This is a genomic window from Natranaerobius thermophilus JW/NM-WN-LF (genome assembly GCF_000020005.1).
In the GTDB taxonomy this organism is placed as follows: domain Bacteria; phylum Bacillota; class Natranaerobiia; order Natranaerobiales; family Natranaerobiaceae; genus Natranaerobius; species Natranaerobius thermophilus.
This window is the reverse complement of record NC_010718.1, coordinates 3,077,479-3,090,391: the sequence shown is the minus strand read 5'-3', so window position 1 is coordinate 3,090,391 and position 12,913 is coordinate 3,077,479. Positions and strand designations below refer to the sequence as shown.

Genomic DNA, 12,913 nt, shown 5'->3' with positions numbered 1-12,913 from the left:
ATCATTAATGGAAAACGTTAAAAAGACAGATCCAACTATTTTTTCTTGGATTGAAGAAGAATGGAAAAGACAGGAGGAAGGTATTGAATTAATAGCTTCTGAAAACTTTGCCTCTCGGGCAGTGATGGAAGCTCAAGGTAGTGTCCTAACGAATAAATATGCAGAAGGATATCCCGGAAGGAGATATTATGGCGGATGTCAATTTGTTGATAAAGTAGAAGAACTGGCTATCAGTAGAGTTAAAGAGCTATTTAATGCCGATCATGCCAATGTCCAGCCCCATTCAGGAGCCTCAGCAAATATGGGGGTTTATCTGGCAGCATTGAAGCCCGGTGATACTGTCTTGGGTATGAGCTTAGATCATGGTGGACATTTAACCCACGGAAGTCCGGTCAATATATCTGGTAAATATTTCAATTTTCATCATTATGGTATTTTAGAGGATACAGGTAAAATTGATTTTGACAAAGTCCGGGAGTTGGCAAAAGAACATAAACCTAAAATGATAGTAGCTGGCGCTAGTGCTTATCCACGCATTATTGATTTTGCTACTTTTCGCGAAATCGCTGATGAGGTAGGGGCTTATCTAATGGTAGATATGGCTCACATTGCAGGGCTTGTGGCAGCGGGGCTACACCCAAACCCAGTCCCTTATGCTGACTTTGTGACCACAACTACTCACAAAACTTTAAGGGGTCCACGTGGTGGAGTGGTTCTATGTAAAGAAGAGTACAAAAAAGAAATTGACAAAGCCATGTTTCCAGGTCTACAGGGAGGACCTCTAATGCATGTTATTGCTTCCAAGGCCGTCAGCTTTCAGGAAGCTTTAAGTTCTGAATTTAAAAATTATCAAAAACAAGTAATAAAAAATGCTAGCGTTTTGGCTGATGAACTTAATAATTTAGGATACGATTTGGTAGCAGGAGGCTCTGATAATCATCTAATGCTAGTTGATCTTCAGAAAAAAGGTGTAACTGGTAAAAAAGCTGAACGAGTTCTGGATGATGTTCATATCACTGTCAATAAAAATGCCGTACCTAATGATCCAGAAGGTCCTTTTGTAACAAGTGGATTGAGACTGGGGACACCTGCTGTTACTACCAGAGGTTTTGCAGAAGATGAAATCAAAGAAGTTGCTCAGTTGCTCGATAAAGTAATTACCGGATTAGAAGATCAGGAAAATCTAGAAAAATGTAAAAAACAGGTAACCGACTTATGTCATAGATTCCCCTTGTATCGTCAATAATCTAGTTTTATCCCCTTTAAATTTGTGTTATTATAGATGTGATTTAAGATTGGATAAAATTAATTGGACTAAATAGGGGGTTATAGTATGAGCAAATTACATGTAGTGGATCATCCATTGATTCAGCACAAGTTAGCTTTTATTAGAGACAAGGAGACGGGTTCTAAGACTTTTCGGGAACTTGTTAATGAGGTTTCAATGTTGATGGCCTATGAAGTGACAAGGGAATTACAAACAGAAGAGTATGAAGTGGAAACACCAATTAGTACGGCAAAGACACGCATTTTGTCCGGAAAAAAGCTGGGATTAGTACCTATTTTGCGAGCAGGTCTTGGAATGGTAGAGAGTGTTCGAAATTTAATTCCTGCGGCTCGGGTTGGTCATATAGGGGTGTATAGGGATCCAGAAACCCTTCAACCAGTAGAGTATTACTGTAAACTACCCCAGGATATTCACGAGCGCGAATTGATAGTTTTAGATCCCATGCTTGCTACAGGAGGATCGGCTAAAGCTAGCATTCAATTCATTAAGGATCGGGGCGGTACTAATATTAGATTTATGTGCATTAATGCAGCCCCCGAAGGGGTTGAGGAACTTCAAAAAGCTCATCCAGATGTGGATATCTGGACTTGTGCAGTAGACGAAAAACTCAATGAGAAGGCTTATATAGTACCTGGTCTTGGAGATGCTGGAGACCGACTATTTGGAACTAAGTAACGGAAGTGATAACTATGAGACAAAGACCCGATTGGGATAGCTATTTTATGGAAATTGCCGGAACTGTCAAAAAAAGATCTACATGCCTGAGACGTCAGGTTGGAGCTGTCATGGTTAGTGAAAGAAGAATATTGGCTACGGGCTATAATGGTGCCCCTCAAGATCTACCTCATTGCAGTGAAACAGGTTGCCTTAGAGAGGAATTAAACGTTCCCTCGGGGGAACGCCATGAAATCTGTAGAGGCCTTCATGCAGAGCAAAATGCCATTATTCAATCGGCACTTCATGGTGTAACCACTCGGGGGAGCACCCTTTATACTACTGACTTTCCTTGCTCTTTATGTGCCAAAATGCTGGTAAATGCCGGCGTGAGTGAAATAGTAGCTGAACGGAGCTATCCAGATGAACTTTCAAAAGAAGTACTTGCCGAAGCAGGTATTAAAGTCAGGAGGTATGGTAATGAAACACCGGGTTGTTAGCGTCTTTGGAACAAGGCCAGAAGCTATCAAAATGGCCCCCCTGGTTTCCGCCATTGAATCTTCTCCTAATCTGACATCTTCAGTGGTGGTAACAGCCCAGCACAGAGAAATGCTGGACCAGGTGCTAGATCTTTTTAAAATTGAGCCCGATTACGATTTGGACATAATGAAAACTAGACAAAGCCTCTCAGAAATCACTTCTAATGTAATTTTAAAATTAGAACAAATTCTCCAAGATATGAACCCTCATCTGCTACTAGTACACGGAGATACTACTACTACTTTTGCCTCGGCCTTATCTGCATATTACCAAAAGATTTCTATAGGACATGTGGAAGCGGGATTGAGAACATGGGACAAATATGCTCCATTTCCAGAAGAAATGAACAGAAATTTGGTAGGTCCCTTGGCTGATCTTCATTTTGCACCCACAAGTAAGGCGAAGAACAATTTATTAACTGAAGGGATTTCCGAAAATAAGATTTTTGTGACTGGAAATACTGTCGTAGATGCTTTGAAGACATCAGTTCAACCCCAATACCAATTTCAAGATCCTAAACTTGCCAGCTTAGATTTACCTTCTCTCTCTAATCGCACAACAGCTAATAAAAAACTTATAACTTTAGAAGTTCATCGCCGAGAAAACTGGGGTGCACCTATGAAAAATATATTTAAAGGAATTAAGAAATTAGTAGATGAATTTCAAGATGTTATGGTAGTATTTCCCGTTCATCGAAATCCTGCGGTGAGAGAAACAGCATACGAAATTCTTGGAAATCATGATCGGATAATATTAACTGATCCTTTACCAACAAGAGACTTCCATAATCTAATCGCTAGAAGTTATCTGGTGTTAACTGATTCAGGTGGAATTCAAGAAGAAGCACCTTCCTTTGGAGTTCCTGTCTTAGTAGTGAGAGAAAAAACAGAACGAGAAGAGGGATTGAAACAGGGGACTGTTATGCTCATAGGACGTGAACAAGAGCGAATATATCAAGAATCCAAGAAATTGCTAACAGATAAAGAACTTTATGAAACCATGCGCAAACAAGACAATCCTTATGGAGACGGTTTTGCCTCTTCAAGAATTGTTTCTGCTATTGAACATTATTATGGCCATAAAGATGCCCCAGAACCAGATTACAAAGTCAGCCCGGTATAATTGTTATCCGGGCTGACTTTTTTAATCTAGTTTTTCTTTAATTTTTTGTCCTGTAGGTGTAATAGCCAGGCCACCTTCAGCTGTTTCTCGTAAAGTTGGAGGCAGACTTTTACCAATATCATACATAGCTTCAATTACTTCATCAGCTGGTATTACGCTCTTTATATCAGCTAAAGCCATATCAGCAGAAGCTAAAGCTTGAGATACAGCCATGGTATTTCTCTTTTGGCAGGGCACCTCCACTAATCCCCCCACAGGGTCGCAAACTAGACCTAAAACACCTTTTAAGCTAATAGCTACAGCATTTAAAACCATTTCTGGGCTACCTCCCATTAGTTCAACTGCTGCACCAGCTGCCATGGCACCACCAACACCACATTCGGCTTGACATCCTCCTTCGGCTCCAGCTACTGTTGCTTTCTCAGCAACAACCATTCCAATGCCAGAGGCCGTAAAGAAGCCGTCAATTAATTGTTTCCGGCTAAGATTTTTGTGTTCAGATACTGTCAATAAAACTCCTGGTAAAATTCCGCAGGCACCTGCAGTAGGAGAGGCCACAATTTTTCCCATAGATGCATTAACCTCTGAAACTGCTAGGGCCCTAGATAAAGCGAGGCCGCCTAAGCTACCCATTAGAGGAGTGTTCTGCTCTATATATTGAGTCATTTTATTACCTTCTCCACCTATTAATCCTCCTAAGGAGCGCTTCGGATCTTCAATCCCCTTTGTTACAGAATCTTCCATAATCCTAATACGGTCATCCATTAATTTCTCAAGTTTTTTAACATCCTGTTGTGCAGTTTGGGCTTCATAATGTTTAACTATCCAAGATATATTTTTATTATGCTGATTGGCCAAGTCTTTCAAGGTTCTTAAAGAATTAAATTCGAAGTCCTTTCCGTTTTTGTAACTTTCTCTGATATTGTTATGGCTCATATTTATCCCTCCTAATCATTGAGTTCTAGTTAAATCTATAGCGGCTGAATAATTCTTGCTTGTTCTATATCATCGTCCTGGGTTAAGTTATCTTTAATAGACTCGGAAATAGGATCATCAGTTTCAAGTATTAAAGATGCTGTATCTCCCTTTCTAGTCCGTGAAACTTGCATATAGGCAATATTAATTTCTTGATCGGAAAGATATCTTGTAATTCGGAAAACTAATCCTGGACGATCCAAATGTTTGGTTATTAAGGCATGGTATTGTCCTGACAACTTAACATTAAAGTCATCAACTTGTGAAATCTGTATCAGACCCCCACCTAGTGAAGAACCAACAATTGTAACCTGGTTACCATCTGGAGCTGTTAAGTTAATTTGACATGAATTAGGATGTTCTCCTTTTAAATCTTTCTCCTGAAATAAAAAAGAGACTTGTTTTGATTTAGCAATTTCCTTGGCTTCATTTAATTGTTCGTTATCCGGGGCAATTCCCAATATTCCACCAAGAATGGCCACTTCAGTACCATGACCGTATCTAGTTTTTTGAAAGGATTCATGAAGGAATACTGTTGCTTGTACTGGCTCATCTTGCAGTATTTTTCTTGCCATTAAACCCAAACGACATGCTCCCGCTGTATGTGAACTAGATGGACCTATCATAACAGGCCCCAACACATCAAAAACGCTCGTATTCATATATAATCACCTCTTATAGATTTAATTTGCTAATGCTTGATAAAATTACCGCATATGTGGTATCTTAACTTAAAGGTAGGTTTTTGTAAAAGCTTTTATTAAAACTAGTACATATATACATTTTATAAATGGATTCCCACGTAATAAAAAGAAGGTATTTTTAATATAATATAGAATGTGTGTTAAAGTATACGGATTTTAAAACAATACAGAAAATTTCATATCTTAGAAAATTATCTTCGGAATTTATCTTCTTTTGCTTTTTCTCTTCTGAATAACTAATTGAATTAACACAGAGAATATGATACAATATTCACAAGCGCCGTTGATGTACTGTGTGCCAGGAAATTAATGGTGTTTTGTGAATAGTCTGGCAGGTGATTTTCATTTGGAATAATATTAAATACTTGGCTGTTTTAGGCCAAGTTGGTTTAGTGATTATCACTCCTGTTCTTGGTGCTTTTTTTATTGGTTCGATTTTACAAGACAGGTTTGATATATCAGGTGGATATATAATTGCACTGGCCTTGTTTGGTCTTTTGGGTGGTCTATACAGTGCTTATAAATTACTTTCGAAATGGTGGCAAATATGAATCAAGTTATTGAGCTTAAATTAAAAGTTATCAAACAAACTGCTTTAATCTCCTTCGTTATCATAGCATTCACCTTTGGTTTTGGATATTCAGAATTCGCTTTTGGATTATTTTATGGTACTATTATAGCTATTATAAACTGGTTACTTTTGGCTAAAACTGTGCAAAATTCTGTTGGTTTTTCACCCCAAAAGGCCAAATTTTATGCTGTTGCACACTATATGCTGAGGTTTTTTATAATTTTTTTAGCAATGTACATTGCAGCTATGAGGGAAGATATACACATACTCGGTGCGATACTGGCATTATTTATTCCAAAACTAGCTATTCTTTGGGAATACCTAGTACTAGGTTTTCTAAAAAATAAAAGTAAAGAAAATAAGAACTAATTAAGCGCATATGCGCAGGAAGGGGGATTGCTAGTGGATACCGATTTTGCTCCACGCGAAATTGTGGAATTTGAGTTTGGAGCTCTGACAGAAACCATTATAGTCAGCTGGGTAATTATGGCCTTTTTAGTTATAATATCCATTATAACTACTAGAAACTTGGAAAAAATACCATCAGGCCTACAAAATTTCATGGAATTAGTTTATGAAGGGATTGAGTGGCTGGTAGATAGTACCATGGGCGAAAAAAACAGAGCTTTCTTGCCGTACATGGGAACTTTAACCCTTTACCTGATTATTGCTAACTTAACTGGGCTATTAAACATTCGTCCTCCCACATCCGATGTTAATACCACATTTGGCTTGGCAGCGATCACATTTGTTTTAGTCCATTACAGTGGAGTCAGGAGTAAGGGAGCTGCCGGTTATATGAAAAGCTTTGCGGAACCATTGCCTTTCTTATTGCCATTAAATTTAGTCAGTGAAATAGCTCAACCATTTTCCCTGGCATTCCGTTTATTCGGGAATATGGTAGGAGCCTTTATCATAATGGCACTTATTTATTCTTTTGCTCCTATCCTGATACCAGTTTTACCACACATGTATTTCGATATCTTTGCCGGAATTATTCAAACCTTCATTTTTGTTATGCTAACAATGACTTATATATCTTTAGCAGAAGATTAAACAGGCAACTGGTTCTTAAAAATATCCACTGTCTTAACCCCTAAGAAGGGAGGTAATGAAATGTGGAAGGCACTTTAGATTTCATCAATGTTTTTTTAGAATGGTTGTTAGAATTTGATACTCATGTCCTGGTGCTAGCAGCTAGTGCTATAGGCGCTGGTTTTGCAATGATAGCCGGGATTGGCCCCGGGATAGGCCAAGGTTTTGCTGCTGGAAAGGGGGCAGAATCTGTAGGTACTAATCCTAAAAGGGGTCGACAAGTAACAGTGGTAATGCTTTTAGGAGCAGCTGTTGCTGAAACTTCTGGTATTTTCGCATTAGTTGTGGCCCTTATTCTGTTATTTGCCAATCCTTTATTAGGAGCAGGAGGTATAGCCCTTGTCTTAATAGCTTCTTGTCTTGGAGCTGGACTTTCAATGATAGCAGGAATAGGTCCAGGTATTGGTCAAGGTTATGCTGCAGGAAAAGGGGCTGAAACAGTTGGAGTTAGACCAGAACATCACGGCAATATTGTTAAGGTGATGCTTTTAGGTCAGGCTGTTGGACAAACTACGGGTATTTACGCCCTAGTAATTTCATTGTTATTACTTTTTGCAAATCCCTTACTTGCCATAGTGTAAGTCAGGTCTGATTTTCAGGTTTTATTTTGTTTGTCTGATCAAAAGAAATTATTTGATAAGGAGGAATTTAACATGATTGATGGTCAATCTTTAGTACTAGCAGCTAGTGCAATCGGTGCTGGCCTGGCAATGATTGCTGGTATCGGTGCAGGAATAGGACAGGGTTTTGCCGCTGGTAAAGGTGCTGAATCAGTTGGAAGACAACCTGATGCCCAGGGTGATATTATCAGGACCATGTTACTAGGTGCTGCTGTTGCAGAGACAACTGGTATTTATGCCTTGGTTATTGCATTGTTACTTCTATTTGCTAATCCATTGATCGGTATGCTGTAGAAAGGGGGTCGAAAGACCTTGGTAGATCCGAATTTAGTTACATTTGTGTTAACCATAGTAAATATTCTGGTCCTGTTTTATCTCTTGAAACGGTTTCTCTTTAAGCCAATTGGGGAGTTTATGGAAAACAGGAAAAATGAAATTAAGCAGAATTTAGAAGATGCGGAAAAAGAAAGGCAAGAGGCAGAAAAGCTAAAGGAACAGTATTATGAAAAACTTCGTGGTGCCAAATCCGAAGCTCAAGAAATTATTCAACAAGCTCGCCAGCGGGAAGAGGAAATTATTAAAGAAGCGAAACAAGAAGCGAAACAAGAAGCAGATGATATGATTGCCCGCGCTCGAGAAGAAATCAATCAAGAGCAAAAGAAAGCAATTGAATCACTTAGAAGCGAAGTATCCGACCTAACCATTCAAATAACTGAAAGAGTTCTTAATGACACCATTGACAAGGATCAACAGAAAAAACTTGTGCAAAAATATCTAAAAGAGGTAGGTAGGGTATCATGATAATACCAAAAAGATATGCCGAGGCTTTATTTCAATTAGCAAAAGAACGGGAAAAAATTAATGAGATAACTCAATCTTTTAATCAATTGATTGAAAGGCTTCGGTCTAATGAGGAAGTTTTTAAACTTCTATCTTATCCTGTCGTTGATATTGCAGAAAAAAAACAAGTTGCCGATGAGCTAACTGCAGATTTAGAGCAAGAAATACGAGATTATCTAAAAGTTTTAATTGACAATAAACGAACTGATGAATTAGCGGAAATTCACGATACTTTCTTAGACCTTGTTAGAACTGAAGAAAATAGAACTTTATGTGAAGTGAAAACCCCAATACCTTTAGATGAAGATGAACTTAAAAAAATTCAAGATTTACTTGCCCAAATGTCTGAAGGAGAAGTAGAAATTGAAACTACTACTGATGAATCTATCATTGGTGGCATAGTTGTGAGAATCGGGGACCGAGTCTTTGATTATAGCTTAAAGGGTCAGTTAAATAGTCTCCGAGAACAACTTAAAAAGACAACTATCACAAGTTGAGGTGAAGGTTATGAGTATTCGTCCTGATGAAATTAGTACGGTGTTAAAAGATAAAATTGCAAATTATGAGTCTCAAGTAGACGTTTATGAAGTGGGCACCGTGCTTTACATCGGGGATGGTATCGCCAGGGTCCACGGACTAGAAAATGTTATGGCTAACGAGTTGGTCGAGTTTCCAGGCGAAATTTACGGGATGGCTCTGAACTTGGAAGAGGACAATGTAGGTTGTGTTTTATTAGGTGAATACAGCCACATTAAAGAAGGTGACCAAGTTAAACGAACTGGCCGTATTATTGAGGTACCTGTTGGTGACGACCTGGTAGGCAGAGTTGTTAACCCCGTTGGTGAACCGAGAGATGGAAAGGGGCCAATTGAAGCAACAGACTTCAGGCCTGTAGAAACTCGTGCTCCGGGAGTTATTGACAGGAAGCCCGTTGAAGAACCCCTACAAACAGGGTTGAAAGCTATTGACTCTATGATTCCTATTGGTCGTGGTCAGAGAGAGCTGATCATAGGTGATAGGGGAACGGGTAAGAGTGCTATTGGAATTGATACCATCCTAAATCAGAAAGATTCCGATGTATATTGCATTTATGTGGCCATAGGACAGAAAAAGTCTACTGTTGCCCAGGTTGTTGATGTCCTCGAACGACATGGAGCTATGGATTATACCACGGTGGTAGCTGCTACAGCTGATGAACCAGCACCACTACTATATCTTGCACCCTATGCTGGTTGCAGTATGGGTGAAAAGTTTATGCACGAAGGGAAGCATGTATTAGTTGTGTATGATGATCTTTCTAAACATGCTGCCAGTTATAGGGAACTGTCCTTGCTACTAAGACGACCACCAGGCAGGGAAGCTTATCCTGGGGATATATTTTACCTCCACTCTCGTCTGTTAGAGCGTGCTGCTAAACTGAATGATGAGAATGGTGGCGGCTCCTTGACAGCACTTCCAATTATAGAAACCCAAGCTGGTGACGTGTCAGCTTACATCCCAACAAACGTTATTTCAATTACAGACGGTCAGATTTATCTGATCAGTGATCTATTCCACGCAGGGCAGCGACCTGCAGTTGATGTCGGTATCTCTGTTTCAAGAGTTGGTGGTTCAGCACAGCTGAAAGGAATGAAACAAGTTTCAGGGACATTACGTTTGGACTTAGCTCAGTACAGGGAGCTAGAAGCTTTTGCCCAGTTTGGAACTGATTTGGATAAATCCACACAACAAAAACTTGCGCGCGGAAAGAGAACCTTTGAAATACTAAAACAAGATCAGTATCAGCCGATGCCCGTAGCGGATCAGATAGTTATCATATTCTGTGCTACCCACGGTTTATTAGACGATCTAGAAGTTGAGCAAATCAAAGAGTTTGAGAAGTTCTTATTGAGCTATGTAAAAGATAATGAACCAGGAATTTACCAGCAGGTGGAAACTGGTGAGAAAATATCCGATGAACTTGAAGACCAGTTAAAAGAAGTTATAAATAAAGCTAAAGAACAATTTAAAGAAGAAAAAGAACTAACCGGTTAACAGACTACGCTTAACTTGTTTACTGGTTTGAGACTGTTTTTTACAGATATTAATTTTCTTCGGAGAATTAGGTGGTGATGGAATGGCACAGAGTACCCGTGAAATTAAAAGGCGCATTTCAAGTGTAAATAGCACCAAACAAATAACAAGGGCTATGGAAATGGTGGCTGCTGCCAAACTCAGAAGAGCACAGCAAAGGGTGGAAGATAATAGGCCTTATGAGGAAAAAATGCGCCAAGCCATTTTTAGAATTCTTAACCAAGCTAAAACCATCAGTCATCCCCTTATGGAGTCAAAAGGGCAAGATTTGCCTGCTGGTCATATTATAATGGCAGCTGATAGGGGACTATGTGGTGGTTATAATGTGAATGTTGCTAAAGCGGCTGCTGAGCATATTGGTGAAAATAAAGAGTCTACTAAAATAATAGCTGTGGGTAAATATGTAAGGGATTATTTTAAAAAACGAGATTACAATGTAATCTCGGAATATTTGGATATAGAAGATTATCCTTCCTTTGACAGACCTCAAATGATTGCAGAAGCTGTGGAACAAATGTTTTCTGATGGTGTCATTGGAGAGGTCTATTTGACATTTGCTGAGTTTCAGAACGCTATGATTCAGCGTCCTGTAACAAGAAAAATATTACCCATGTCAAAGGAAGCCTTTTTACCGCCTGAAGAAGAATCCGAGAATGCAGATGACACTGAACAGAATAATCAAGACCCAGCTGAGACTGCTGGGTTGGAAGATCAAATTTATAAGTTTGAACCATCTGCGGGAGCGGTTCTTGGCGGTTTGTTGTCCAGCTATATGAAAAGTACTCTTTTTAGAGCTTTATTAGAATCTAAAGCTTCAGAACAGGGAGCTCGTATGACAGCTATGAAAAATGCCACGGACAATGCCGAAGATATGATTGAGGAACTAACCTTGTCATATAATAAAGCCCGACAAGGCGCCATAACCCAAGAAATCTTAGAAGTTGTCAGTGGAGCTGAAGCAGCCAAGTAGAATGGGAAAAGGGAGGTAATAGCAGAATGAATGTCGGGAAGGTACAGCAGATTATCGGTCCTGCAGTTGACATTAGATTTGAAAAGGGAAAACTTCCCGAACTGTATAATGCCATTGATATAAAAGCCGGTCTAAATGATCGGGGAGAACCTGTTTCTCATGAAGAAGGTTCAAGAAAAATAGAGGTTACTCTTGAAGTGGCTCAACACCTTGGTGACGAAGTAGTCCGGTGTATTGCCATGGGGTCAACCGATGGTATTGTACGGGGGATGGAAGCTTATGACACCGGGCAGCCTATTACTGTACCAGTTGGACGCTCAACACTGGGAAGAGTGTTCAATATTACCGGTGATACCATTGACGGGCAAGGAGAAGTAGAAGGTGAAGATTACTATCCTATTCATCGAGATTCACCTAAATTTGAAGATCAAGAAACATCGACAGAAATTTTGGAAACAGGAATTAAAGTTTTAGACCTTCTTGTACCCTATGCCCGAGGTGGAAAAATTGGCCTGTTCGGAGGAGCAGGAGTTGGAAAAACAGTTCTTATTCAAGAGTTAATTCGTAATATTGCTTACGAACACGGTGGTTTTTCAGTATTTTCAGGTGTTGGTGAACGCACCAGAGAAGGTAATGACTTAGTGCTAGAAATGAGTGAATCTGGGGTAATTGACAAAACAGCTTTAGTATTTGGTCAGATGAATGAACCACCAGGTGCTAGAATGCGAGTTGGACTAACAGGTCTAACCATGGCTGAATATTTCCGTGATAACGAAGGTCAAGACGTTCTGTTGTTTATCGACAATATTTTCAGATTTACTCAGGCAGGTCAGGAAGTGTCTGCTCTAATGGGCCGTATGCCATCCGCTGTTGGTTATCAGCCCACATTACAGACTGAGATGGGAGAACTACAAGAACGGATCACTTCCACTAAGAAAGGTTCTGTAACTTCAATTCAAGCTATCTATGTGCCTGCGGATGACCCAACAGATCCAGCACCAGCAACTACATTTGCTCACTTGGACGCCAGCACTTATTTGGAGCGTTCTATAGCTGAGATGGGAATTTATCCGGCAGTGGATCCCCTAGTTTCAAGTTCTAGGATTTTGGATCCGCAAATAGTTGGGCAAGAACACTATGATGTAGCCAGAGGCGTTCAGCAAGTACTGCAGCGTTATAAAGAACTTCAAGATATTATTGCAATTCTTGGTATGGATGAATTATCCGATGAAGACAAACTTACTGTATCTAGGGCGAGAAAGATTCAGAGGTTCTTAAGTCAGCCTTTCTTCGTTGCGGAACAGTTTACGAATATGCCGGGTAAATATGTACCAGTTAAAGAAACGGTTCGTGGATTTAGAGAAATTCTAGACGGAAAACATGACGATTTACCAGAGACTGCTTTTTACATGGTGGGAACCATTGACGAAGCCGTGGAAAAAGCAGAAGAATAACTGTCTC

Annotated in this window: 16 protein-coding genes; 14 read left to right on the top strand and 2 right to left on the bottom strand. The window is 39.6% G+C overall.

The features are described 5' to 3' along the window. Positions 1-7 precede the first annotated feature (7 nt). The 4 genes from NTHER_RS14420 (at position 8) to wecB (ending at position 3,604) form a co-directional block, all read left to right on the top strand. A complete protein-coding gene (locus NTHER_RS14420) occupies positions 8-1,246 on the top strand; it encodes a serine hydroxymethyltransferase (protein WP_012449237.1) in 1,239 nt (412 codons plus the stop codon). A gap of 87 nt (positions 1,247-1,333) precedes the next feature. Further along, positions 1,334-1,963 (top strand): uracil phosphoribosyltransferase, encoded by a 630-nt coding sequence (gene upp / locus NTHER_RS14415; RefSeq protein ID WP_012449236.1) that lies wholly within the window; start codon positions 1,334-1,336, stop codon positions 1,961-1,963. Between the two features lie 14 nt (positions 1,964-1,977). Further along, a complete protein-coding gene (locus tag NTHER_RS14410) occupies positions 1,978-2,442 on the top strand; it encodes a deoxycytidylate deaminase (protein ID WP_012449235.1) in 465 nt (154 codons plus the stop codon). After that, positions 2,423-3,604 carry a non-hydrolyzing UDP-N-acetylglucosamine 2-epimerase gene (wecB, locus tag NTHER_RS14405; protein WP_012449234.1) on the top strand — a complete coding sequence of 394 codons (1,182 nt, stop codon included), beginning with the start codon at positions 2,423-2,425 and terminating at the stop codon, positions 3,602-3,604. Before NTHER_RS14410 ends, wecB begins: the two co-directional genes overlap by 20 nt. Before the next feature lie 21 nt (positions 3,605-3,625). Here the strand turns inward: wecB and sdaAA are convergent, their stop codons facing one another. Together sdaAA and sdaAB are read right to left on the bottom strand one after the other, a co-directional pair. After that, complete coding sequence (sdaAA, locus tag NTHER_RS14400) at positions 3,626-4,540, bottom strand: L-serine ammonia-lyase, iron-sulfur-dependent, subunit alpha (protein ID WP_012449233.1); 915 nt, start codon at positions 4,538-4,540, stop codon at positions 3,626-3,628. Between the two features lie 35 nt (positions 4,541-4,575). Next, positions 4,576-5,241, bottom strand: coding sequence for an L-serine ammonia-lyase, iron-sulfur-dependent subunit beta (gene sdaAB, locus NTHER_RS14395; protein ID WP_012449232.1), 666 nt, complete (start codon positions 5,239-5,241; stop codon positions 4,576-4,578). A 377-nt stretch (positions 5,242-5,618) separates the two neighbouring features. On the opposite strand from sdaAB, the gene NTHER_RS14390 reads away from it, so the two are divergent. The 10 genes from NTHER_RS14390 (at position 5,619) to atpD (ending at position 12,906) form a co-directional block, all read left to right on the top strand. Then, positions 5,619-5,834 (top strand): AtpZ/AtpI family protein, encoded by a 216-nt coding sequence (locus tag NTHER_RS14390; protein ID WP_158438306.1) that lies wholly within the window; start codon positions 5,619-5,621, stop codon positions 5,832-5,834. Further along, positions 5,831-6,223: an ATP synthase subunit I gene (locus tag NTHER_RS14385; RefSeq protein WP_012449231.1), complete on the top strand. Its 393-nt coding sequence runs from the start codon at positions 5,831-5,833 to the stop codon at positions 6,221-6,223. The genes NTHER_RS14390 and NTHER_RS14385 overlap by 4 nt, the downstream gene beginning before the upstream one ends. 33 nt (positions 6,224-6,256) lie before the next feature. Beyond that, entirely contained in the window at positions 6,257-6,910 is a 654-nt protein-coding gene (gene atpB, locus NTHER_RS14380) for a F0F1 ATP synthase subunit A (RefSeq protein ID WP_012449230.1), read from the top strand. Positions 6,911-6,972: 62 nt separating this feature from the next. Further along, complete coding sequence (gene atpE, locus NTHER_RS16555) at positions 6,973-7,530, top strand: ATP synthase F0 subunit C (RefSeq protein WP_012449229.1); 558 nt, start codon at positions 6,973-6,975, stop codon at positions 7,528-7,530. A gap of 72 nt (positions 7,531-7,602) precedes the next feature. Beyond that, complete coding sequence (gene atpE / locus NTHER_RS14370) at positions 7,603-7,863, top strand: ATP synthase F0 subunit C (protein ID WP_012449228.1); 261 nt, start codon at positions 7,603-7,605, stop codon at positions 7,861-7,863. A gap of 18 nt (positions 7,864-7,881) precedes the next feature. Further along, positions 7,882-8,370 carry a F0F1 ATP synthase subunit B gene (atpF, locus tag NTHER_RS14365; RefSeq protein WP_012449227.1) on the top strand — a complete coding sequence of 163 codons (489 nt, stop codon included), beginning with the start codon at positions 7,882-7,884 and terminating at the stop codon, positions 8,368-8,370. Beyond that, the gene (gene atpH / locus NTHER_RS14360; protein WP_012449226.1) at positions 8,367-8,906 is read left to right on the top strand and encodes an ATP synthase F1 subunit delta; all 540 of its coding nucleotides are present in this window, start codon (positions 8,367-8,369) and stop codon (positions 8,904-8,906) included. Before atpF ends, atpH begins: the two co-directional genes overlap by 4 nt. 10 nt (positions 8,907-8,916) lie before the next feature. After that, on the top strand, positions 8,917-10,443 hold the full coding sequence (gene atpA / locus NTHER_RS14355) for a F0F1 ATP synthase subunit alpha (protein ID WP_012449225.1): 1,527 nt from the start codon (positions 8,917-8,919) through the stop codon (positions 10,441-10,443). A gap of 82 nt (positions 10,444-10,525) precedes the next feature. Continuing rightward, a complete protein-coding gene (gene atpG, locus NTHER_RS14350) occupies positions 10,526-11,452 on the top strand; it encodes an ATP synthase F1 subunit gamma (RefSeq protein WP_012449224.1) in 927 nt (308 codons plus the stop codon). Between the two features lie 26 nt (positions 11,453-11,478). Continuing rightward, a complete protein-coding gene (gene atpD / locus NTHER_RS14345) occupies positions 11,479-12,906 on the top strand; it encodes a F0F1 ATP synthase subunit beta (RefSeq protein WP_012449223.1) in 1,428 nt (475 codons plus the stop codon). The last annotated feature ends 7 nt before the right edge of the window (positions 12,907-12,913 follow it).